This is a genomic window from Gordonia metallireducens, from assembly GCF_021245825.1.
GTDB lineage: Bacteria > Actinomycetota > Actinomycetes > Mycobacteriales > Mycobacteriaceae > Gordonia > Gordonia namibiensis.
Map to the genome: position 1 here is coordinate 1 of NZ_JAJQJP010000049.1, position 22300 is coordinate 22300.

Consider the following 22300-nt stretch of genomic DNA (forward strand, 5'->3'; position numbering starts at 1 on the left):
AACCCCCCCCGGCGGCCACGACGCACCCCAGAAATCCCCCGCCGACAACAACTCTCGATCCCCGCCAACCCCATCGGATGCAGCCCGCTTCCACCGAGAACGATCAAGGAGTCATCGATGTACGAGAAGAATGGCGAAAAGTACTTCATCGTCGACGCACACGTCCACCTCTGGGACGCCCGTGAATCCAATCAGCGCAACATCCACGGCAAGCAGTTCATCGATTGTTTCTACGACTACCACCGCAATCTCAGTCCCGAGGAAGAGGTCTGGGATTACGACACCTACACCTACTACGGTCCCGACCGGCTGATGCGTGACCTGTTCGAGGAGGGCCCGGCCGATCACGCGATCTTCCAGGCGACGATCCTGAAGGACTTCTACGTCAACGGTTTCGCCCAGGTCGACGACTCGCTCAAGCTGTGCGAGGACAACCCGGGGCTGCTCACCTACAACCACGCCTACGATCCGCGTCACGGTGAGGCCGGCCTGGAGCAGCTCCGCAAGGACGCCGACATCATGAACCTCAAGGGCGTGAAGCTCTACACCGCCGAATGGTTCGGGGACTCACGGGGTTACAAGCTCGACGATGCATGGTCGCGCCGCTACCTCGAGGAGTGCATCAAGCTGGGCATCAAGAACGTCCACATCCACAAGGGCCCCACCATCCGACCACTCGACCGGGACGCCTTCGATGTGGCCGACGTCGACAAGGTGGCCACCGACTACACCGATCTGAACTTCATCATCGAGCACGTCGGTCTGCCGCGGCTCGAGGACTTCTGCTGGATCGCCACCCAGGAGTCCAACGTGTTCGGCGGTCTGGCCGTGGCCCTCCCGTTCATCCACACCCGTCCCCGCTACTTCGCCCAGATCATCGGCGAACTCCTCTACTGGATCGGTGAGGACAAGATCCTGTTCGCCAGCGACTACGCACTGTGGACGCCGCAGTGGCTCGTCGAGCGGTTCGTCGACTTCCAGATCCCGGAGGACATGACCGAATACGCGCCGATCACCGTGGAGCAGAAGAAGAAGATCCTCGGTCTCAACGCGGCGGCCCTGTACCCGCACATCGAGGTCCCCGAGGAACTCAAGCTCCCGACCAGCGCGGGCGATCCGGAAGTCGAGGTGGCCGCCGGCGCGAAGGATGCGGTGACGGCATGACCGCGGTCGCTCCCCATCCCGGGTACGTCACCGACACGGCACTCGAGCACGACGTCCTCGCCGCACTCGACACCGTCCTCGATCCCGAACTCGACCAGCCGATCACCGAACTGAAGTTCGTGCGGTCGATCCTGATCGACGAGGCGGGGGTGACCGTGCACCTACGGCTCCCGACGTCGTTCTGTTCGCCCAACTTCGCCTACCTGATGGGATCGGACGCACTCGATGCGCTCGAGGACGTCAACGGCGTCGGCCAGGTCCGGGTGCTGCTCGACGATCACCACGACAGCGACAAGATCAACGCCGGACTCGACGCCCGCGCCGGGTACAAGGGCACCTTCGGCGTCGAAGCTCTCGACAGCCTCGACGAGCTGCGTCTGACCTTCCAGCGCAAGGCCCACACCGCTGCGATGGAACGCTGTGTGGCCGCGGAGATCGCCGCCGGGCGGGTCACGGTCGCCGACGTCGATCGGCTGGCGCTGCGCGACCTGCCACGCGGGCACCACAAGGCGGCGCTCCTGCGACGCCGGATGGAGCTGGGTCTCAGCATCTGCCCCAACAGCCTCGTCGTCGTCGACGAGGAGGGGCACGCGCTGCCGGCCGACCAGATCCCGATGCGGCTGAGATTCGCACGGTCCGTGCGCATCTCGATGGAGGGCAACAGCCACTTCTGCCGCGGTCTGCTCGCCACCCGCTATGCCGACGACGACCAATGCGACGGGGCCAGCGGCCCGGTCATCACCAACCTCCGCGAAACCCCTCGCGCACACCCCCGAAGCGAACAGGAGTAAGCCATGCGCGCAGTCCAGGTCGTCGGCTACCACGACAAACTGCAACTCAACGAGGTCCCGGCCCCCGAGATCACCGGGCCGCACGACGTCATCGTCCGGATCGGCGGCGCCGGTGTCTGCCGCACCGACCTGCACATCCTCGAGGGCCAGTGGGAGGCGAAGAGCGGTGTCGCACTTCCTTACACGATCGGTCACGAGAACGCAGGCTGGGTGGAGGCCATCGGCGACGCGGTCACCAACGTCGCCGTCGGGGACAAGGTGATCCTGCATCCGCTGATCACCTGCGGACTCTGCCGGGCCTGCCGGTTCGGCAACGACGTCCACTGCGAGAACAGCCAGTTCCCCGGCATCGACACCGACGGCGGTTACGCGGAGTTCCTCAAGACCACGGCGCGCAGCGTCGTGAGGATCGACGACTCCCTCGAACCCGCCGACGTGGCGGCACTCGCCGACGCCGGCCTGACCGCGTACCACGCGGCCGCCAAGGTCGCACGGATGACGCGACCCGGCGACACCTGCGTGGTCATCGGCGCAGGAGGTCTGGGGCACATCGGAATCCAGGTCCTCGCCGCGATCTCCGCCCTGCGGATCGTCGTCGTCGACCGGAACCCGGATGCGGTGGAACTCGCCAAACAGGTGGGTGCCGAGATCGGCATCGTCGCCGACGGAACACATGTGCAACAGGTCCTCGACCTGACGGGCGGACACGGCGCCGAGGCCGTGCTCGACTTCGTCGGCGAGGGCGGGGCGACCGCCGAAGGGACCGCGATGCTGCGCCGCGCCGGCAGCTTCTTCGTGGTCGGCTACGGCGAGAACATCGACGTCCCCACCATCGACGTGATCTCCACCGAGATCAACTTCATCGGCAACCTGGTCGGTTCCTACAACGACCTCGGTGAGCTGATGGACCTCGCCGCCCGGGGAAAGGTCAAGCTGCACACCAGCACCTACGCCCTCGCCGATTTCCAGCAGGCACTGGACGATCTCGACGCCGGCCGCGTACGCGGTCGAGCGATTCTTGTGCCCTGACCCTTCGAGGCTCGTCGCTTCGCTCCTCGCACCTCAGGGAGCGAACGGCGGGCCGCCGCCCTCGCTCCTCGCACCTCAGGGAGCGGTAGGGGCCTCCGTATTACCCAGCCGAGATCACACAGCCGAGAACACCACAGAAAGGCAGGACAACCATGGCCAAGGAGTTGCGCTACAACGCCGAAGCGCGACTGCGGCTCGAGCGAGGAGTGAACGCACTCGCCGACGCGGTCAAGGTGACATTGGGACCGAAGGGCCGCAACGCGGTCCTCGAGAAGCTCACCGGCCCACCGACCATCACCAACGACGGGGTGACCATCGCCCGCGAGATCCAGTTGCGCGATCCGTTCGCCAACATGGGCGCACAGCTGGTCAAGGAAGTGGCGATGAAGACCAACGGGGTAGTCGGTGACGGCACCACCACCGCAACCGTGTTGGCGCAGGCCATGGTTCGCGAAGGTCTGCGCGCCGTCGAGCAGGGTGCCAATCCCATGCGGGTGCGCCGCGGTATCGAACGGGCGATCGCGACGGTGATCGACGCGCTGTCGGAACAGTCCGTCGCCCTCGGGGGCCGCAGCGATCTCGAACGCATCGCGACCCTGGCCGCGAGTGACGACGAGGTCATCGGTTCGGCCATCGCCGCCGCGGTCGAATACGTCGGCCGCAACGGTGTCATCACCACCGAGGAGAGCGACACCCTCGGTCTGTCGGTGGATGTCGTCGACGGCATCGAGTTCGACCACGGCTACATCTCCGGATACATGGTCACCAATCCCGAACGGATGGAAGCGGTTCTGGACAACCCGGTGGTGTTGCTGACCAACAAGAAGATCACCTCGGTGCAGGAGATCATGCCGAGCGTCGAGGCGGCCAAACGCGCCGACCGTCCGCTCCTCGTGCTCGCCGAGGACGTCGACGGTCCCGCCCTGCAGCTGCTCGTCGGCGGCAACATGCACAAGACGATGCAGTCGGTGGTCGTCCGGGCACCCGGTTTCGGTCATCGCCGCGTCGCCGAACTCGAGGATCTCGCCGTGGCCCTCGGCGGTCACGTGATCGCGAAGGACACCGGCCTCGAACTTCACGAGGTCTCCCTCGAACACCTCGGACAGTGCGACCGAGTGACCGTCACCGAGGACTTCACCACGATCGTCGGTGCACGGGGCGACCAGACCCTCGTCGACGCCCGCGTCGCGCAACTCGAGGCGCAGCACGCACGTGCGCGGATCGACGCCGACCGGGACAGCCTGGAGCTGAGGATCGCGCGCCTCACCGGCCGAGTGGCGGTCATCCGCGTCGGCGGCGTGACCAGCGTCGAACTGAAGGAACGCATGCTCCGGGTGGAGGACGCCCTGGCCGCGACGCGGGCGGCGGTCGAGGACGGCATCGTCTCCGGCGGCGGAACCGCTCTGGCACAGGCTCATCGGGCTCTCGACGCGCTCGGTGACGTGGCTGGTGACGAAGGGGCCGGAATCGGCGTCGTCCGCAGGTCGATGGCCGAACCGCTGTTCTGGATCGCCACCAACGCCGGCTTCGACGGCGAGGAAGTGGTCAAGGTCGTCAGCGGCCTGCCCCTGGGCCACGGATTCAACGCGATGACAGGCGATTACGGCGACATGTTCGACGAGGGCGTCATCGACCCGGCCAAGGTCACCAAGGCCGCGCTGGAGAGCGCCGCCTCGATCGCCGCGTTGTTGATCACCACCGAGACGGCGGTCGTCGAGGAGGTCTTCACGCACCCGGGTGCGATCGAGGCCCCCGGATTCGGCGATCTCGCCGAGGGGATGGTGCGGCCCTCCAACATCTACTAGCCCACCCCTCCCAGACCCCGGCGGGGACGTCGTCGCTGCAGCGGCGACGGGGGCCGGTCGCGATTGCAGATTCGTTCTCGGCGTGGATCGCGACCGGCCCACTTCCGGCTGTCCGTATCAAGCCCTGACCAGTACGAATTCGGACGAAAACACCTGTTCGTTCACACGCGTGAACGTTGCTTTGTCCGATACACTGCCCTGGAATGAGACCTGCATCACAGTAGAGAGATACGGTCCAGGTGAAGCCCAAGCCAACAGACCAGTCTCGTGAACCCGTCGCCCACGTGGCTCGGGCGAGGGAGAGATTCCTCAGCGACGACGGCGTCGTCGACGATCGCATGTCCGGCGCCGTCCGCGACGCGATCTCCACCTCGTGGCGCCGCTCGCGCTCGTTCAACGTGCAGACCGACCGCTTGGAACTCCCGTTCGTGCGCGAGCCGAACACCGACAGTCCGCTGATGACCGCGGCCCGGCCGGTGCTCGACCAGCTCGCCGCGGACCTGTCGGCCGAGCCGGTGAGCATCATCCTCACCTCGCCGGACGGCGTGGTGCTGTCCCGCGCCGCCGGCTGCGGCGAGCTCCTCGGCCAGCTCGACGCCGTGTCACTCGCCCCCGGCTACAGCTACAGCGAAGAGCACGCCGGCACCAACGGGATCGGGACCGCCCTCGAAACCCGACAGGCCACCCTCGTCACCGGTGCCGAGCACTACGCGGGGTGCCTCGCCCGGCTCAGCTGCGCCGGCGTGCCCATCCGAAATCCCTTCTCCGGCGGACTCGTCGGCGCCCTCGATCTCACCGGGTGGGTCCAGGAGGGCGGTTCCCTGCTGTTGTCGCTGGCCAAGTCCGCGACCGTGCAGATCGAACAGCAGATGCTGGCGAACGCCAGCGAACGCGAATCCCGGCTCCTCTCCGCCTATCTCGCAACCTGCCGGCGCGCGCCCCAGATGATGGTCCTCGCCATCGCCGCCGACGTCGTCCTGATGAACCGACGCCTCCGGCAGAGCATCGACCCCCAGGATCAGGTGTCGATGCTCGAGCACGCCGTCGATCAGACCCTCGAGGTCGCGGCGGGGCGTCGGGTGAACACGCTGCCCAGCGGACGTTCGGTTCGGCTGGCACCGGTCACGGAGTTCTCCCACGCCGAGGACGGTGTCGCGGTCTTCCATGTCCACCTGATGGATTCGGTCACCTCCGCCCCACCGCAGCGCCGATCGTCGAAACCCTCGGTGCTGCCGGGGATCGTCGGACGCAGCTCGTCGTGGCGTCAGGCATGCGACCGCATCGTCCAGCACGTCGGGGACGGTCACTGGATCGCGGTCTCGGGCGAACGGGGTTCGGGCCGGTCGGCGGTTCTCCGCGCGGCGGCGGGACGATACCGGCACGGGACGATCCGCGTGTACGCCGCCGAGGACTTCCAGGACGCCGACACGCTCGACAGCTTCGCCGCCGAGCTCGACACGGACGGTTTCGCGATCATCCTGCGCGACGTCGACGAGTTGCCCGACGACGTACTGTTCGACGTCGCCGAGGTGATGCAGGGACGCGAGCACGCGGGTTGGCTGGGCATGACCCTCAGCTCCAGCGTTTCGACACCCGCCCTGGGTGCCACCCTGCTGCCGTTCTTCTCGCACACCATCGAGGTGCCGCCGCTGCGTCATCGCATCGAGGATCTGCAGGTTCTGGTGCCGACCATCCTCCTGCAACTGACCCGCGGACGGGAACTCGCCGTCGCACCGGACGCCATGCGGCAGCTGAGCAAGTACACCTGGCCGGGAAACGTCGCAGAACTCCGCCAGGCGCTGCGCGACGTGGTCATCCACCATCGGTCGGGGACGATCACGGCGCAACACCTGCCGCCTACCTATCGCGCCCAGAGCCGGCACACCCTCACCCGCATCGAGGCACTCGAGCGGGATGCGATCGTGCGGAGCCTGGAGGAGAACGGCCGGAACAAGGTCGCGGCGGCCAATGCACTCGGGATCTCCCGCGCGACGATCTATCGCAAGATCAAGGAGTTCGGCATCGACGTGTAGTCGGTGCGCAGATCGACGTGTGGTCGGTGGCGCAGAGAGAGGATCGGTGGCGGGCAGGTCGGGACGATACCACCCCCGCCGAATGGCACCGTCCCCGCGACCTGCATCTTCACGCCATAACCGAAGTTATTCACGATCGTGAATCGTCCGTAGTCCATCACGGGACCGCGCACCATGACAAGGAAAAGTGACAAGGTGTGACACTCGTAACAACCGTCTGTAGATTGCTGAACCGGCGTGCAGGCGACTCTCCGATCGAGGGTCGGATACCGAGCGGACGATCGGTAGATGCATGATGATCGGGTGCCCCTGAGACGGGCACCACAACGGCGGTCCGATCACGAGGAAGTGCGATGGCCACACCCATGTCCCGGCGGGACCTCGAGTTCCTGCTGTACGAATGGCTCGACGTCGAGGCCCTGACCTCACGAGACCGTTTCGCGGCGCACTCGCGCGACACCTTCGACGCCGTCCTCGAACTCAGCGCCGACATCGCCATGAAGTGCTTCGCCCCGGCCAACAAGATCGGCGACGCCAACGAGCCCTACATCGGCGCCGACGGCAAGGTCGTCCTCCCCGACGAGGTGGTGTCGGGCCTCGCCGAGTTCCGCAAGGCCGGCCTCATCGCCGCCTCCTTCGACGAGGAACTCGGCGGCATGCAGTTGCCGACCGTCATCCGGCAGGCGTCCGCGGTGTGGTTCCAGGCGGCCAACGCCGCCATGTCGTCCTACAACTTCCTCACCGTCGGCAACGCCAACCTGCTGGCCGAGTACGCGACCCCCGAACAACGCGACACCTGGGTCCGCCCGCTCGTCGAAGGCCGATTCTCCGGGACGATGTGCCTGTCCGAGCCTCAGGCCGGATCGTCGCTCGCCGACATCACCACCAAGGCCGAACCGGCCGGTGACGGCACCTACCGGATCACCGGGACCAAGATGTGGATCTCGGCCGGCGACCACGAACTCACCGAGAACATCGTGCATCTCGTGCTCGCGAAGGCGCCCGGCGGCGGTCCCGGCGTCAAGGGGATCTCGCTGTTCATCGTCCCGAAGTTCCTGCCGGACGGCACCCGCAACGACATCGCCCTGGTGGGCCTCAACCACAAGATGGGCAACCGGGCCACCACCAACACCCTGCTCAACTTCGGCGACGGCACGTTCTCGCCCGACCCCACGCCCGGTGCTGTGGACACTCAGCCCGCTCGCTCCGCTCCCGGCGCTGTCGGGTATCTGGTCGGCGAGGAGCACCGCGGCCTCTCCTACATGTTCCACATGATGAACGAGGCGCGCATCGGCGTCGGATTCCTCGCCACCGCACTGGGTTACGCCGGATACCAGGCGTCGCTGGAGTATGCGAAGGTGCGCACACAGGGACGCCCCGTCGACCAGAAGGACCCGTCGTCGAAGCCGGTGCCGATCATCGAACACGCCGACGTTCGACGCATGCTGCTGGCCCAGAAGTCCTATGTCGAAGGCGCACTCGCCTTCGAGCTGTACTGCAGCGTCCTCGTCGACCAGGCGGCGACGACCGCCGACGCCGAGGAGCGCGCCCGCATCGACCTGCTGCTCGAGGTACTGACCCCGATCGCCAAGAGCTGGCCGTCGCAGTGGTGCCTGGAGGCCAACAGCCTGGCGATCCAGGTGCACGGCGGCTACGGTTACACCCGCGAGTTCGACGTCGAGCAGTACTACCGCGACAACCGTCTCAACCCCATCCACGAAGGGGCACATGGCATCCACGGTCTCGACCTGCTCGGCCGCAAGGTGATCATGCAGGGCGGTGCCGGTCTGGCACTGCTCGCCGAGACCATCGGCGCGACCGTCGCGCGTGCACTCGAGGTGCCGGCCGCCGCCGGGTACGCCGAGACCCTGCAGTCGATCGTCGACCGGCTCGTCAAGGTGACCGCACACATCTGGTCGTCGGGCGATCCGAAGCTTGCGCTCGCCAACGCCACGCTCTACCTCGAGGCCACCGGCCACATCGTCATCGCCTGGATGTGGCTCGAACAACTCCTCGCCGCGGACGGCCGGACCGGCGACTTCTACGACGGCAAACGCGCTGCAGCCCAGTACTTCTTCCGGTATGAACTACCGAAGACCGGTCCGCAGCTCGACCTCCTGACCGCTCTGGACCGCACCACCCTCGACGTCGAACCGTCCTGGTTCTGACCTCACCACCGATCACGACGCGGCGCCGATGCGCCGTGTCACGTAGGAACATGCAAGGGAGACAACGATGTCCGTGATGGATCTGTTCGACACCACCGGCAAGGTGGTCATCGTGACCGGCGCTTCGTCGGGACTCGGTGTCTCCTTCGCCCGCGGCTTCGCCGAGGCCGGCGCCGACGTGGTGCTCGCCGCGCGTCGAGCGGAGAAGCTCGCCGACACCGCCGCCGCCGTGGAAGCGCTGGGCCGCAAGGCGCTCGTCGTTCCCGCCGACGTCTCCGATCCCGAGCAGTGCCAGCGCGTCGTCGACGCGGCGATGGAGACCTTCGGCAAGGTCGACGTGCTCATCAACAACGCCGGCGTCGGCACCGCCTACCCCGCCACCCGTGAGACGCCCGACCAGTTCCGGAACGTCATCGACATCAACCTCAACGGCTCCTACTGGATGGCGCAGTCGTGCGGGCGGGTCATGCAGCCGGGCAGCGCGATCGTCAACATCTCGTCGATCCTCGGCATCACCACCGCCGGGCTCCCGCAGGCCGCCTATGCCGCGAGCAAGGCCGGCGTCATCGGTCTCACCCGCGACCTGGCCCAGCAGTGGGGTTCGCGCAAGGGAATCCGGGTCAACGCCATCGCCCCCGGCTTCTTCGAGAGCGAGATGACCGACACCTACCAGCCCGGCTACCTCGACTCGCAGATGCCGCGGGTCGTGCTGGGCCGCACCGGTCACGGCGAAGAGCTCGCCGCCACCGCGATCTGGCTGTCATCGGCGGCCGCCGGTTACGTCACCGGCCAGACCCTCGCGGTCGACGGTGGCGTCACGATCACCTAGAAGCGACACGCGATTGCCGCAATCGGCGGCCGGGGCGGCCATAGACTGGTCGCAATGGAATCCGCACCCGCTCCCGACAATCCGTTGCATCCCACCCTGCGTGAGCCGGTCAACCAGGTCGATCCGCGCGCCAAGACCCTGTGGCGCATCGGCCCGCTGATCCTGGGCGTACCGGCGACCATCGCGGCCATCGCGGTCGCGGTCGTCGTGCCCGACGCACGGTGGGGTGCAACGCTCGCCGCGATCGCCCTGCTCCTGCTGACCGTGTTCTACACGGTGGTGGTCCCGTTGTGGCGGTACCGCTTTCACCGCTGGGAGGTCAGCGAGGATGCGGTGTACGCCCAATCGGGTTGGTTCGTCCGGCACCGGGTGATCATCCCGATCGCACGCATCCAGGTCGTCGACACCGAGGCCGGTCCCCTGGAACAGCTGCTGAAACTGGGGAAACTCACGGTGACCACGGCGTCGTCGGCGGGCACGATCCACATCGAGGGCCTCGACGCCGAACTCGCCCGCGCGACCGCGTCCGACCTGACCATCCGCACCCAGGCGTTCACCGATGACGCGACCTGAGCCGCAACCCGGTGCGGTGCCGCCGGCCACCCCGGGCCTGCACATCGATGCGCCGGACGAGTGGCATCGACTGTCCCCGTGGATGATGGCGGTGACCATCGTCGAATCGCTCCCCTCGCTGGTCCCGGTCCTCATCGCACTGGTCTTCGCCGGGCGGAGCGCGCCCCTGGTGACACTTATCGCCACCGTGGTCCTCGTGCCGCTGGTGACGGTGGTGCCGTGGCTGACCACCTTCTATCAGGTGACCGCAGAACATGTCCGGGTCCGGAGCGGGTTGGTCACCAAGAAGGTCGCCACCGCCCGCCGCGACCGCATCCGCAGCGTCGACCTCACCGCTTCACTCGTCCACCGTGTGCTGAACCTGCAGAAGGTCACCATCGGTACCGGCGGCGACGAACAGGCGTCGCAGGTCAAACTCCGCGCCGTCACCCTCCCCGAGGCGCGCGCGCTGCACGACAACCTGATGCCGACGGCCGGAACCCGCTCTGCAGCAGCAGCGTCGGATGAGCAGTTCGCTCCCGAGACGCCGACGGCAGCACCCGAGGTGCTCACCAGCTTCCAGAACGCCTGGCTGCGGTACTCACCGTTCTCGATGGGCGGTCTCGCGATCGCCGCTGCGGTCGCCGGCGTCGGGGTCCAGATCGCCAACGACGCAGGCATGTTCGACGAGGGGGTCGGCCTCGCACGCGACGTCTTCGACACCGTGCGGTCGATCCCGCTCGCACTGGTCATCGCCGTGGCCGTGGTGGCCGTGATCCTCATCGGCGCCGTCCTGTCGGTGATCGGGTATGTCCTGAGCTACTGGGACTTCCGCCTCACACGGCATCCCGACGGGACGCTGCGCACCGAACGCGGACTGCTCACCACCAACTCGATCAGCTTCGACGAGAAGCGCATCCGCGGCAGCCACCTGACCGAACCGATCCTTATGCGACCTCTGAAGGGTGCCCGTCTGCAGGCGATCGCGACCGGTGCGACCAAACACCCGCTGCTGCTGCCACCGGCCCCGATGTCCGAGGCGATGCGGGTCGCCGACCTCGTCACCCACGAGCGTTCCGAACTGACCGCCGCGTTGACCGGGCACGGCCGCGTCGCCCGCATCCGCCGCCTGAACCGGGGCTTCCTCTCGGGTCTCGTGATCCTCGTCGGGATCTCGATCGCGGTCATCGGCGGCGCGATCCCGGTCGGCTGGATCGTCGTGGGTGTGCTGGCGCTCGCGGGTTCGATCGGTCTCGGCATGGTGCGGGCCCGCCACCTCGGTCATCGTCTCACCGCCCGGTCGGTGGTCATCGCTCCCCCGACGGTCGCCCGGCAGCGGATCGTCGTCGACCGCGACGGCATCATCGGCTGGGCGAGCAGGTCGTCGGTCTTCCAGCGCCGTGCCGGGGTGAGCACGCTGATCCTCGCGACGGCCGCCGGTTCCGAGCACTACTCGCTCGTCGACGTCGACGACGCGACCGCGGCGGCGATCACCTCCGACGTGACACCCGACTGGGTGGCACCGTTCCTCCGACAGCCGGCCGAGTAGGTCGTCGACGCCCGGGACCGTCGATCAACCGGCGTCGGATAGTGCCTCGAGCAGACGGTCGACGAACGCCGCCTGTGCGGGGTTGAGTTTCTTCTTCGCGGTCTCCGGGTCGAACCACTCGGCGCGGTCGATCTCCGGGAACGACTGCAAGCGGCCCGACCGCGACGGCCACGCCATCTCGAAGGTGTTGGAGACGACGGTCGTCACGTCGAGGTCGCCCTCGACGCCGAAGCCGATGACGGTCTTCCCGCTCTTGAGTTTCACCTCGCCGAGGTCGAGATGCGGGCCATCTGGCACCGGGCTGCCGATCTCCTCGAGGTACTCACGCCGCGCGGCGTCCCACACCGATTCGTCCGGGTCGAGGAGGCCCTTCGGGATCGACCACGACCCCTCGTCGGGCTTGCGCGCCCAGATCGGACCGCCAGGATGGGCGATGAGCACTTCGACGCCGTCCGGGTCGGTGCGTCGGAACAGCAGGATGCCCGCGCTACGGCGAGTCGAGGATGCGGTCACGGGTATATCTTCGCGGAAACACCGCCGACACACGGACGCGCCTTCGCGGAAATACCGGGTCCGTAGAAAACCAGGCATGTCGGTGATCGATGTCGTGAAGAACGGGAAGACCGGTGCGCGTCCGGTCGACGAGATCCCGCCGTTCGTCAAGCTGTTCCCGCTCGGCCTGCAGCATGTGCTCGCGATGTACGCGGGTGCGGTCGCGGTCCCGCTGATCGTCGGCGGCGCGATGGTCGGCGCCGGACAGCTCCAGCAGGGCGACATCGTCCACCTGATCATGGCCGACCTGTTCGTCGCCGGTATCGCGACGATCCTGCAGGCCGTCGGGTTCTGGCGGTTCGGTGTCCGCCTCCCGCTGATGCAGGGCGTGACCTTCGCCGCCGTCGGCCCGATGATCACCATCGGCACCAGCTACGGCATCACCGCCATCTACGGTTCGGTGATCGCCTGCGGCGTGTTCATGATCGCGGTGGCACCGATCGTCGGACGACTCATCCGGTTCTTCCCGCCGCTGGTCACCGGCACGATCATCCTGATCATCGGCGTCTCGTTGATGCGCGTGGCGGCCGGCTGGTTCGGCGGCGGCACCGCGTCCGGCCCCGACTTCGGCGACCCGAAGAACATCGGCTTCGGCTTCCTCACCCTGGCGATCATCGTCGCCATCGAGCGTTTCGCGCCCGACGCCGTCCGCCGCGTCTCTATCCTGCTCGGCCTGGCGATCGGCACGCTGGTGTCCATCCCGTTCGGGATGACCCACTGGGGCAAGGTCGGCGAATACCCGTGGGTGGGTGTGCCGCAGCCGTTCCAGTTCGGCGTGCCCACCTTCGAGATCAGCGCGATCATCTCGCTGATCATCGTCGGCGTGGTGATCATGACCGAGACCACCGGCGACATCGTCGCGGTCGGCGAGATCGTCGACGAGAAGATCACCCCGCGCCGCCTCGCCGACGGCATGCGCGCCGACGGACTCGGCACCGTCCTCGGCGGCATCTTCAACACGTTCCCGTACACGGCGTTCGCGCAGAACGTCGGCCTCGTCGCCATCACCGGCGTCCGCACGCGCCACGTGGCGACCTGTGCCGGCATCATCCTGGTGGTCCTCGGCCTGCTGCCGAAGATGGCGGCGGTCGTCGAGGGCATCCCGCTCCCGGTACTCGGCGGTGCCGGTGTGGCACTGTTCGGCATGGTCGCGGCCAGCGGCATCCGGACCCTCACCAAGGTGAAGTTCAACAACGTCAACGTGCTCGTCGTCGCGATCTCGGTGGGCGTCGCGATGCTGACCGAGGCGAAGATCTACTACACCGACCGCGCTCTCGGCGATGCCCCGGTCGACGTGGTGCTCGACATGTACTCGCAGTTCCCGGACTGGTTTCAGACCATCTTCCACTCGGGCATCTCGGCCGGCGCCATCACCGCGATCCTGCTGAACCTGCTGCTCAACACCCGCAGCGTGTCCATCGATCCGGTCGACTATCACAACACCGGGGACATCGCGGTCGTCGGCGAACCCACGGTCTCGGCCGCCGACGGTGTGCGGGCACCGGCCTTCGACCCGCGAGACGCCCTTGCGGCCGCGGACCCCGACACCCCGCCGGAGACCCTGCGCTACCTCGCCGATCACGACGCGTCGCTACACCAGTTCATCGTGACCAACCCGTCGACCCCGAAGGACCTCTGCGACCACATCAAGAGCCTCGGCGACCCCAAGGTGATGCGGGTGTTCGAGACCTGGGACGGGTACACCGACGGTGGATTCTCACGGCGCGGTTCGTGAGCCCGCGACGTCAGTCGCTGGCCGCCTTAGCGTAGTTGCTCGCGCCGTAGAAGTCGACGGTGACCACAGGCTCGTCGCCGACCACCCAGGCATCGTGTCCGGACGGCAGCGACGTGATCTGCCCGGGCCCGGCGTCGAACTCGGTGCCGTCGGCCATCACGATGTGCAGCACCCCGGACACGTGGTACTGGAAATGCGGGGCCTCGCAGAGTTCGGTGCCGGCGATCGGTTTCACGTCGACCGACCATCGCCAGCCGGGCTGCAACTCCAGCCGGCCGATCTCGGAATCCCCGACGTTGAGCACGTTCATCCGGCCGTGGCCGAAGGTGCGGACCTCGTCTGGTGAGGCGAAGTCGCGGTGCTCGGTGCGATGCTCGGTGGCGGTCATGATCCTGCCGCTTTCGGACGATGGAGAGCTGATCCCGACATCTTGACGGTACGATCCGGACCTTGCGGTTCGGTCGCAGCAGGCGCACGATCTGGTCCCTTATGCGACCCTCCAGGGACGGCCCCGTTCTTCACTAATTCAGCAAGGCACTGACAACGGCCGGCCAAACTCCTACGAGGAGATCGTGCTGGCCGTAGGTCTCATCCCAGCCGCGAAACGCCGCTGGTCATGACATCTTGGCGATCGCGGCCATCTTCGCAGCCTTGAATTCGTCCGCGTCGAGGAGACCGCGCTGATGCATATCGGCCAGCCTCTCCAACTCGTGCGCCAAACCACCGCTGCTTTCGCTCACGGTTGTTGGCGCTGGCGCATGCTGGACGATTACCTGCGGACGCTTTGCATCAGCAATTTTGCGCTGCATCTCATTTAGCAGCGGTTGCGCTTCTTGGTACAGCGCTTTCGCAATTGGAAGGCAGTTAGAGAGAGTCCACGGATCATCATGAGCTTTGTTTCGCCCCTTATTGGACGAGCGCCAGTAGTCGTGGTTTCCAGTGCCCTGGTAGCTAGGCGTGAGTACCTCGAGCACCCCTGTTGCGAACCCGCCATTGAATTCGATGTTCGTTATCTCTGCGTACGGAAAAATGGTCTCTCGGCCACCACCGAGGGAGCCAGCCATGAACGAAGTCATGCCACCAGTCTTAGAGATGAGCAACCGGTCCTCGAACGCTACGAGGCGACCCGCCGACCCACCGTTGATGATGAACCAAGGCATTTCGTTGTCATGCGAATGACGGGCAATGGCGTCCCACCACTTGTCCTTCATGTCCGGCCCAATGACGCGAACTTGGTTGCGACGGTCTCGCAGTTCCGCATCCAGCGCGGCTTGGGCGGCGCGCTCCTCTGCTGCCGAAGCAGCCTCTGCCGCTTCCTCGAGTTGTGCAGCTTTCTGGCCCTCACGCACCTCTGGCGCAACGCCGCTCCGCCAGAGATAGTCGGCGTAATACTTTGCGAACTCGACCTCTGTCTTGTCCAACGGACCGAAGTCAACCTCGCCCACGTCTGTGTGCACACGCATGTGCAAACCTTTGCCCTCGAAGTCGAGCCCGCGGATCTGATCTGCGGATACTTCCAACGGCACTCGATGCCTCGAGTCCGCTTGGTTGGTCAGGAATCCGATGATCCGCGCGTTGGTGATCGCAGCACCTTGGGTCACTGGCTTCATCCGGCGCGCGTTTACGAATGCCCACACGACTTCCCCTGGATAGAGATCCTTCCCCTGCAGCGAATTCTCCCACTTCGCCGCATTCTTCTCTTTGACCTTGGAACTCAGCTGGGCCATTTTCACGCACCTTAACTAGTCAGCAAACAGTCAGACACCATCACACGGCACCGACATTCGACCGCTGATTCGCTGAACTTGCGTCTGCTGTTACATGTGTCATCCACAGCCGTCCTCTTCTCGCGGTTTAGAAGTGTGGCAGTCAGCGCTCACGCCCACGCCCCACGCCGAGGCGCTGTCACAACGGTGCAGTACGTTCCATCGAGTGCGCGGGTCAGAGGTGTGGGCGCACGTGGAGTTCGAGACAGGAGAACTATGACCGTCGTGCTGGAAAAGGGTGCCGAGTTCGAATTTGCAGAGGATTCGTCGTTCAGTGCCTACCGATTCGAGCGATGGCCATCGACTGGCTACAGCGTCGTGTCTATCCCTGCACCGACCGGCACTCAGTTCTCGATCGAGACTCCGGTTTGGAACCCTCCCGGCGACTCCTTCCCCGCGACGCGCATCTCCACGGACCTGCCGGTGCCAGCACAAGACAGATTCGGCCGGTCTCTTGCAGACGCGATCCTGACGGTCGACCAGTCCGTGTTCAGGTTTCGGATCGCACGACCCGTCCCAACGACGCGGTAAACCCGACCTTGCGGTTCGTGAGCCCGCGCCCGGCCAGGTGTCGCGGAACGTGGCGACAACCGCCACGAAGGGCGACATCTGCCGACGAGTCGCTCGCTCCTGACCTCTCCGCCCGCCGATTCGGCCTATCGTGGGAGGCATGTCCTCTCGACTCGACCCCGAGGAATCGGTGCCCGACGATCTCATCGTCGACCCCGACGTGCCCCACGAGTGGCCGCACGCGTCGGCCTTCGCCTTCGGTGATGCGACACCGATCGGCGAGACCGATCGCCTGGCGCGCGAACGCGCGGCCTACGAGGCCGCCGGGCACGCCGACCACAACCGAGGCCACGCCGTGGGCGGCTCCGCCGGAAGCACCGAGGGGCAGTAGATGGAGGTCTTGTCCAGCCGGGTGCTCCTGCTCTCGGCAGATCCCGAACGTCTGCAGGCCTTCTACCGTGACCAGCTGGGCCTCCCGATCCACCGGGAGTACCCCGGCGGCATCGTGTTCTTCGCCGGCAACGGACTCATCGAGATCTCGTCGCACATGAAGACCGACGCCCCCGACCCGACGAGCAACGCGGTGCTCTGGTTGCAGGTCCGCGACGCCGAGGCCACCGAGAAGCAGTTCCGCGATCGCGGGGTGACGGTCACGCGTGAGCCGCGGACCGAGCCGTGGGGCCTGATCGAGATGCACGCCGAGGACCCCGACGGACGCACGATCATCGTCGTGGAGATCCCCGCCGATCACCCGTTGCGCAAGGACACCCGCTAGCCGGAGGGCATCGGCGGTGATGAAACCGGTCGGACCGGGCATGACAAACTGGATCGCATGAGTTCCTGGAACGCGCCCACCTGCGCGAGCGGCTTGGATGCCACCGTCGAGCTGCCCGGTTCCAAGTCCATCACCAATCGCGCGCTGGTCCTCGCCGCGCTCGCCGACGGCCCGTCGACCGTCCGCGGAACCCTCCGCAGCCGAGACACCAATCTGATGCTGGGTGCCCTGGAGGCGCTCGGTGTGCAGGTACGCATCGACCCCGCGGCGGAGACGACCGTCTCCCTCATCCCCGGGCCGCTGCACGGCGCCGACGTCGACTGCGGTCTCGCCGGCACGGTGATGCGGTTCCTCCCGCCGCTCGGTGCGCTGGCCGCCGGCCGGGTGCGCTTCGACGGCGACCCGCAGGCCCGGGTCCGGCCCCAGACCACGATCCTCGACGCCCTGCGCGGACTCGGGGTCGGGATCGAAGGCGATCGGCTGCCCTTCACCATCGACGGCACCGGGCGCGTGCGCGGCGGCGAGGTCACCATCGACGCGTCGGGATCGTCGCAGTTCGTGTCGGGTCTGCTGTTGTCGGCGGCCCGGTTCGACGAGGGGCTGGTCATCCGCCACGTCGGACCGCCCGTTCCGTCGACTCCCCACATCGACATGACCGTCGAGATGCTGGCGACCGCCGGCGTCGAGGTCGACACCTCCGAACCCGATGTCTGGCGGGTGTCGCCCGGTCCGATCCGGGCCGTCGACTGGACCGTCGAACCCGACCTGTCGAATGCGGCTGCGTTCCTGGCCGCCGCCGCGGTGACCGGTGGGGAGGTCCGGGTGCCGTACTGGCCGGCGGTCACCACGCAGCCCGGCGCACGCATCGCCGACGTCCTGGCCGCGATGGGCTGCACCGTCGAGCACCTCGAGGGCACCCTCACCGTCCGCGGTCCCGAGGTGCTGAAGGGTGTGAACCTCGACCTGCGCGACATCGGTGAGCTGACCCCGACCATCGCCGCACTGTGCGCCCTCGCCGACGGCGAATCGGAGCTGAGCGGAATCGCTCATCTGCGCGGCCACGAGACCGACCGGTTGGCGGCCCTCACCACCGAGATCACCCGGCTCGGCGGGATCTGCGCCGAGACCGAGGATGGACTCCGGATCACCGGGACGAGCCTGCACGGCGGGACGTGGGAGTCCTACGCCGATCACCGGATGGCCACCGCCGGCGCCATCATCGGACTCGTGACACCCGACGTCGTGGTCGACGACATCGAGACGACGAGCAAGACCCTGCCCGACTTCCCCGGTATGTGGCAGCAGATGATCGGGCGCCCTTGAGCCGGCGGGCAGCCAGCTACGACGAGTCCGACGTCCGGGTTCGTCCCGGCAAGGGCACCCGGCCGCGCACCAAGACCCGCCCGTCCCACGACGACGCCGAGCAGGGCATGGTCGTGTCGGTGGACCGCGGTCGCTGGGGTGTCGTCCTCGGCGGCGACCCGGACCGTCGCGTCGTGACGATGAGGGCGCGGGAACTCGGCCGGACCCCCATCGTCGTCGGTGACGACGTGTCGGTGGTCGGCGACCTCTCCGGCAAGCCCGACACCCTGGCGCGGATCGTGCGCGTGGCCGAACGACGAAGTGTGTTGCGGCGCACCGCAGATGACTCCGATCCCTACGAGCGGATCGTGGTGGCCAACGCCGATCAGCTGCTGATCGTCACCGCGATGGCCGACCCGCCCCCGCGCACGGGATTCGTCGAACGCACCCTGGCCGCGGCCTACGTCGGCGGCCTCTCCCCCATCCTGTGCCTCACCAAGTCCGATCTCGCCGATCCGGCCGAGTTCACCGCCGCCTTCGCCGATCTCGATCTGCCGGTGATCCGCGCCGGACGCGACGATCCGCTCGACGAGATCCTCGACGCACTGCGCGGGCACATCACCGCCTTCATCGGACACTCCGGGGTCGGCAAGTCGACACTTGTGAATCGTCTTGTCCCCGATGCGTATCGGGCGACCGGCGTCGTGTCCGGGGTCGGCAAGGGACGCCACACCTCGACCCAGTCGGTGGCACTGCCGTTACCCGGGGACTCGGTCCCGCGCGGCTGGGTCGTCGACACCCCGGGCATCCGGTCCTTCGGACTGGCTCATGTCGGCCCCGACGACATCATCGCGGCGTTCGACGACCTCCGCGACGCCATCGAGGAATGCCCTAGGGGCTGTACGCATCTCGGCCCGCCGGCCGATCCGGAATGCCGCCTCGACGAACTCGAGGGCCACTCCTACCGGCGCGGCATGGCCGTGCGCCACCTACTGGCAGCGGTCAGCGGATCGCTCAGCGACGACGACGCCGCGCCCGCAGCTGGCGAATCGCCGTCTTGAGTCCGGCCGCCCGCGGCATCCCCGCGAAACGCTTCTCCGACGCGGTTTCCGGTGCGTCGTCGGCGGTCGCGCGCAGGAGCTGATCGGGCAGGGCCAGCTTGTTGATCGTGCGCAGCGTCTGGAAGTACTGCACCGCAAGCGAACCCGTCGTGTACGGCAGGTCGTACTTGTCGCACAGCGCGCGCACCCGCTCGGCGATGTCGGCGTAGCGGTTGCTCGGCAGGTCCGGGTAGAGGTGATGCTCGATCTGGTAGCAGAGGTTGCCGCTGAGGAACGCCATCGCCGGACCGGCGTCGAAGTTCGCGGTGCCGAGCATCTGTCGCAGGTACCACTGGCCCTGCGTCTCGTTCTCGAGCGACTCGACCGTGAACTTCTCTGCGCCATCCGGGAAGTGGCCGCAGAAGATCACCACGTACGCCCACAGGTTGCGGATCAGGTTCGCAGTGAGGTTCGCCGTCAGCGTGTGCTTGAAATTGGGTCCGGTCAGCGCCGGGAACAGGACGTAGTCCTTCGCGACCTGCTTGGCGATCTTGCGACCGAACTCCTTCATCTGCGGGATCGCGACCTCTTTGGGCTTCTCGCCCTGGATGACCTCTTTGAGGCCGAGATCGTGCAGTCCGATCCCCCACTCGAAGGTCGCCGCCAGCATCACGTTGAAGAACGGCTGGAAGAGTCGGCGCGGCTCCCACGGTTCGTCGCGGGTCACGCGCAGGATCTTGTAGCCCACGTCGTGATCCATCCCGACCACGTTCGTGTACTTGTGATGGATGTAGTTGTGGGAGTGCTTCCAGTGCGGCGAGGCGCACACCATGTCCCATTCCCAGGTGGTCGAGTGGACCTCCGGGTCGTTCATCCAGTCCCACTGCCCGTGCATCACGTTGTGCCCGAGCTCCATGTTCTCGATGATCTTCGAGAGGGCGAGCGCGCCGGTGCCGAGTACCCAGAGAGGCCGCGAACGACTGCCGAGCAGCGCAACGCGTCCGGCAACCTCTAGCGCTCGATGCGCCAGGATCGTGCGTCGCAGGTACTTGACGTCACGCATCCCCCGATCCGCCTCGATCTCGCGGCGGAGGGTGTCGAGTTCGGCACCCAGCGCCTCTACGTCGGCGTCGGTCAGATGCGCGTACTCGTTGATGTCAGTGATGGCCATTGAGCCCCATTATGCCGACCTTCTCGTTTCCCTGCGCCGCCGCGGGGTGCGGCCACACGTCCACGACGATCAGGCGGCAGCCTCGTCGTCACCGCGCGCCGTACGCAACGGTGTCACCACGGCACGGCCTCCACGAGCGGCCCGACGACGCTCACGCAGACCCGCGATGGCCGAACGCAGGCCACGACGGGTACCGGTCTTCTCGTCGACGGTCGCCTGGAGTCGAGTGCCCTCGGGCAGTCCCTGCTTGAAACGGCGCTCGGATGCGGTCTCCGGCGCATCGTCGGCGGTCGCCTTGAGGTACTTGTCCGGCAGCGAGAGCTTGGCAATGGTCCGCCAGGTCTTGGCGTACTGCACCGGGAACGGACCCGAGGTGTAGGGCAGGTCGTACTTGTCGCACAGCGCGCGCACCTTCACCGCGATCTCGGCGTACCGGTTGCTCGGCAGGTCCGGGAAGATGTGGTGCTCGATCTGGTACGAGAGATTGCCACTCAGGAACGCCAGGACGAACCCGGAGTCGAAGTTGGCGCTGCCCAGCATCTGGCGTAGGTACCACTCGGCCTGGGACTCGCTGTCGATGTCCTGCTTGGTGAACTTCTCCGCACCGTCGGGGAAGTGGCCGCAGAAGATGACGGCGTTGCTCCACACGTTGCGGATGACGTTGCCGAGCGCGGTCGCGGTCGCGGCCTTGCGGTAGGCGTTGACGTAGCCGACCTTGTGCCCGGTGGTCGCGCTGACCAGCGCCGGGTAGGCGAGGTAGTCCTTGGCGACCTGCTTGCCGATCTTCGACAGCACGTCGGCGACATCGCGCTTGTGCTGTTCCTGCTCCTCCGGCGTCCGGCGCTTCTTGCCCAGCTCGAGGTGTTGCACGGCGACGCCGTACTGGAACGCGAGCGCGAGGATCGTGTTGTAGACGAGGTTGCCGTAGTTGAACGGACGCCACCGCTGATCACGGGTGACGCGCAGCAGGCCGTAGCCCACGTCGTCGTCCATGCCCAGCACGTTCGTGTACTTGTGATGGATGTAGTTGTGGGTGTGCTTCCAGTGCGCCGAGGGGTCGGTGTTGTCCCACTCCCACGTCGAGCTGTGCACCTCGGGATCGTTCATCCAGTCCCACTGCCCGTGCATCACGTTGTGCCCGAGCTCCATGTTCTCGACGATCTTCGCCACGCCGAGCGCACCCGCACCGGCCCACCAGAGCGACTTCTTGGTGGAACCGAACAGCATCGCGCGTCCGGCCAGTTCGAGGCCGCGCTGGAAGCGGATGGTGTTGCGCAGGTAGCGGGCGTCACGCTCGCCCCGGCTGGCCTCGACCTCCGCGCGGATCGCGTCGAGCTCGGCACCGAGCGCCGCGACGTCCGCCTCGGACAGATGTGCGTACTCGGGGATGTCCGTGATTGCCATACGTGTGGTCCCTTCGCAGGTGGGATGGGTCTCGGCGGGGATCGACGACGACCTCTACACCGACCGGCTCACGCCGGATCTCCGACCCTTACGTTTCCGTAACTTACGCAAGCGTAGGTTACGTG

The 22300-nt window shown here is 66.8% G+C and carries 19 protein-coding genes; 14 read left to right on the forward strand and 5 right to left on the reverse strand.

The window, feature by feature from the left end:
- Nucleotides 1-117 precede the first annotated feature (117 nt).
- The 9 genes from LQD00_RS18860 (at nucleotide 118) to LQD00_RS18900 (ending at nucleotide 11920) form a co-directional block, all read left to right on the forward strand.
- Nucleotides 118-1164: an amidohydrolase family protein gene (locus tag LQD00_RS18860; RefSeq protein WP_006866952.1), complete on the forward strand. Its 1047-nt coding sequence runs from the start codon at nucleotides 118-120 to the stop codon at nucleotides 1162-1164.
- Complete coding sequence (locus LQD00_RS18865) at nucleotides 1161-1955, forward strand: iron-sulfur cluster assembly protein (RefSeq protein WP_006866953.1); 795 nt, start codon at nucleotides 1161-1163, stop codon at nucleotides 1953-1955. The genes LQD00_RS18860 and LQD00_RS18865 overlap by 4 nt, the downstream gene beginning before the upstream one ends.
- A 3-nt stretch (nucleotides 1956-1958) precedes the next feature.
- On the forward strand, nucleotides 1959-2984 hold the full coding sequence (locus LQD00_RS18870; protein WP_232718766.1) for an NAD(P)-dependent alcohol dehydrogenase: 1026 nt from the start codon (nucleotides 1959-1961) through the stop codon (nucleotides 2982-2984).
- A gap of 152 nt (nucleotides 2985-3136) precedes the next feature.
- A complete protein-coding gene (groL, locus tag LQD00_RS18875; protein ID WP_232718771.1) occupies nucleotides 3137-4789 on the forward strand; it encodes a chaperonin GroEL in 1653 nt (550 codons plus the stop codon).
- 239 nt (nucleotides 4790-5028) lie between these two features.
- The gene (locus LQD00_RS18880; RefSeq protein ID WP_232718773.1) at nucleotides 5029-6822 is read left to right on the forward strand and encodes a sigma-54-dependent Fis family transcriptional regulator; all 1794 of its coding nucleotides are present in this window, start codon (nucleotides 5029-5031) and stop codon (nucleotides 6820-6822) included.
- Between the two features lie 353 nt (nucleotides 6823-7175).
- Complete coding sequence (locus tag LQD00_RS18885; RefSeq protein ID WP_232718775.1) at nucleotides 7176-8990, forward strand: acyl-CoA dehydrogenase; 1815 nt, start codon at nucleotides 7176-7178, stop codon at nucleotides 8988-8990.
- Nucleotides 8991-9057: 67 nt separating this feature from the next.
- Nucleotides 9058-9819, forward strand: a complete 762-nt coding sequence (locus LQD00_RS18890; protein WP_232718777.1) for an SDR family NAD(P)-dependent oxidoreductase — start codon at nucleotides 9058-9060, stop codon at nucleotides 9817-9819.
- A gap of 54 nt (nucleotides 9820-9873) precedes the next feature.
- On the forward strand, nucleotides 9874-10392 hold the full coding sequence (locus tag LQD00_RS18895) for a PH domain-containing protein (RefSeq protein ID WP_232718779.1): 519 nt from the start codon (nucleotides 9874-9876) through the stop codon (nucleotides 10390-10392).
- Nucleotides 10379-11920: a PH domain-containing protein gene (locus LQD00_RS18900; RefSeq protein WP_232718780.1), complete on the forward strand. Its 1542-nt coding sequence runs from the start codon at nucleotides 10379-10381 to the stop codon at nucleotides 11918-11920. The genes LQD00_RS18895 and LQD00_RS18900 overlap by 14 nt, the downstream gene beginning before the upstream one ends.
- Before the next feature lie 24 nt (nucleotides 11921-11944).
- On the opposite strand, the gene LQD00_RS18905 is transcribed toward LQD00_RS18900, so the two are convergent.
- Entirely contained in the window at nucleotides 11945-12433 is a 489-nt protein-coding gene (locus tag LQD00_RS18905) for an NUDIX domain-containing protein (RefSeq protein WP_232718781.1), read from the reverse strand.
- A 76-nt stretch (nucleotides 12434-12509) separates the two neighbouring features.
- Between LQD00_RS18905 and LQD00_RS18910 the strand changes: the two genes are divergently transcribed.
- Nucleotides 12510-14207 carry a nucleobase:cation symporter-2 family protein gene (locus tag LQD00_RS18910; protein WP_232718782.1) on the forward strand — a complete coding sequence of 566 codons (1698 nt, stop codon included), beginning with the start codon at nucleotides 12510-12512 and terminating at the stop codon, nucleotides 14205-14207.
- 10 nt (nucleotides 14208-14217) lie between these two features.
- On the opposite strand, the gene LQD00_RS18915 is transcribed toward LQD00_RS18910, so the two are convergent.
- Complete coding sequence (locus LQD00_RS18915; RefSeq protein WP_232718783.1) at nucleotides 14218-14595, reverse strand: cupin domain-containing protein; 378 nt, start codon at nucleotides 14593-14595, stop codon at nucleotides 14218-14220.
- Nucleotides 14596-14821: 226 nt separating this feature from the next.
- Complete coding sequence (locus tag LQD00_RS18920; RefSeq protein ID WP_232718784.1) at nucleotides 14822-15934, reverse strand: SHOCT domain-containing protein; 1113 nt, start codon at nucleotides 15932-15934, stop codon at nucleotides 14822-14824.
- Nucleotides 15935-16643: 709 nt separating this feature from the next.
- On the opposite strand from LQD00_RS18920, the gene LQD00_RS18925 reads away from it, so the two are divergent.
- From LQD00_RS18925 to rsgA, 4 genes are read left to right on the forward strand one after another with little or no spacing between them, the layout of a single operon-like run.
- Nucleotides 16644-16874: a hypothetical protein gene (locus LQD00_RS18925; protein WP_006866963.1), complete on the forward strand. Its 231-nt coding sequence runs from the start codon at nucleotides 16644-16646 to the stop codon at nucleotides 16872-16874.
- Nucleotides 16875-17258 (forward strand): VOC family protein, encoded by a 384-nt coding sequence (locus LQD00_RS18930; RefSeq protein ID WP_232718785.1) that lies wholly within the window; start codon nucleotides 16875-16877, stop codon nucleotides 17256-17258.
- 57 nt (nucleotides 17259-17315) lie between these two features.
- Complete coding sequence (gene aroA / locus LQD00_RS18935; protein ID WP_232718786.1) at nucleotides 17316-18581, forward strand: 3-phosphoshikimate 1-carboxyvinyltransferase; 1266 nt, start codon at nucleotides 17316-17318, stop codon at nucleotides 18579-18581.
- The gene (rsgA, locus tag LQD00_RS18940) at nucleotides 18578-19621 is read left to right on the forward strand and encodes a ribosome small subunit-dependent GTPase A (RefSeq protein ID WP_232718787.1); all 1044 of its coding nucleotides are present in this window, start codon (nucleotides 18578-18580) and stop codon (nucleotides 19619-19621) included. Before aroA ends, rsgA begins: the two co-directional genes overlap by 4 nt.
- Here the strand turns inward: rsgA and LQD00_RS18945 are convergent.
- Entirely contained in the window at nucleotides 19575-20771 is a 1197-nt protein-coding gene (locus LQD00_RS18945) for a fatty acid desaturase family protein (RefSeq protein ID WP_232718788.1), read from the reverse strand. The two genes, rsgA and LQD00_RS18945, sit on opposite strands and share 47 nt — an antisense overlap.
- A 69-nt stretch (nucleotides 20772-20840) precedes the next feature.
- On the reverse strand, nucleotides 20841-22175 hold the full coding sequence (locus LQD00_RS18950) for a fatty acid desaturase family protein (protein ID WP_232718789.1): 1335 nt from the start codon (nucleotides 22173-22175) through the stop codon (nucleotides 20841-20843).
- Between the last annotated feature and the right edge of the window lie 125 nt (nucleotides 22176-22300).

Bases quoted from the DNA above. Each gene is read 5' to 3' on its own strand.
- LQD00_RS18860 (WP_006866952.1), top strand. From the start codon at position 118: ATGTACGAGAAGAATGGCGAAAAGTACTTCATCGTCGACGCACACGTC.
- LQD00_RS18865 (WP_006866953.1), top strand. From the start codon at position 1,161: ATGACCGCGGTCGCTCCCCATCCCGGGTACGTCACCGACACGGCACTC.
- LQD00_RS18870 (WP_232718766.1), top strand. From the start codon at position 1,959: ATGCGCGCAGTCCAGGTCGTCGGCTACCACGACAAACTGCAACTCAAC.
- groL (WP_232718771.1), top strand. From the start codon at position 3,137: ATGGCCAAGGAGTTGCGCTACAACGCCGAAGCGCGACTGCGGCTCGAG.
- LQD00_RS18885 (WP_232718775.1), top strand. From the start codon at position 7,176: ATGGCCACACCCATGTCCCGGCGGGACCTCGAGTTCCTGCTGTACGAA.
- LQD00_RS18890 (WP_232718777.1), top strand. From the start codon at position 9,058: ATGTCCGTGATGGATCTGTTCGACACCACCGGCAAGGTGGTCATCGTG.
- LQD00_RS18895 (WP_232718779.1), top strand. From the start codon at position 9,874: ATGGAATCCGCACCCGCTCCCGACAATCCGTTGCATCCCACCCTGCGT.
- LQD00_RS18900 (WP_232718780.1), top strand. From the start codon at position 10,379: ATGACGCGACCTGAGCCGCAACCCGGTGCGGTGCCGCCGGCCACCCCG.
- LQD00_RS18910 (WP_232718782.1), top strand. From the start codon at position 12,510: ATGTCGGTGATCGATGTCGTGAAGAACGGGAAGACCGGTGCGCGTCCG.
- LQD00_RS18915 (WP_232718783.1), bottom strand. From the start codon at position 14,595: ATGACCGCCACCGAGCATCGCACCGAGCACCGCGACTTCGCCTCACCA.
- LQD00_RS18920 (WP_232718784.1), bottom strand. From the start codon at position 15,934: ATGGCCCAGCTGAGTTCCAAGGTCAAAGAGAAGAATGCGGCGAAGTGG.
- LQD00_RS18925 (WP_006866963.1), top strand. From the start codon at position 16,644: ATGTCCTCTCGACTCGACCCCGAGGAATCGGTGCCCGACGATCTCATC.
- LQD00_RS18930 (WP_232718785.1), top strand. From the start codon at position 16,875: ATGGAGGTCTTGTCCAGCCGGGTGCTCCTGCTCTCGGCAGATCCCGAA.
- aroA (WP_232718786.1), top strand. From the start codon at position 17,316: ATGAGTTCCTGGAACGCGCCCACCTGCGCGAGCGGCTTGGATGCCACC.
- LQD00_RS18945 (WP_232718788.1), bottom strand. From the start codon at position 20,771: ATGGCCATCACTGACATCAACGAGTACGCGCATCTGACCGACGCCGAC.
- LQD00_RS18950 (WP_232718789.1), bottom strand. From the start codon at position 22,175: ATGGCAATCACGGACATCCCCGAGTACGCACATCTGTCCGAGGCGGAC.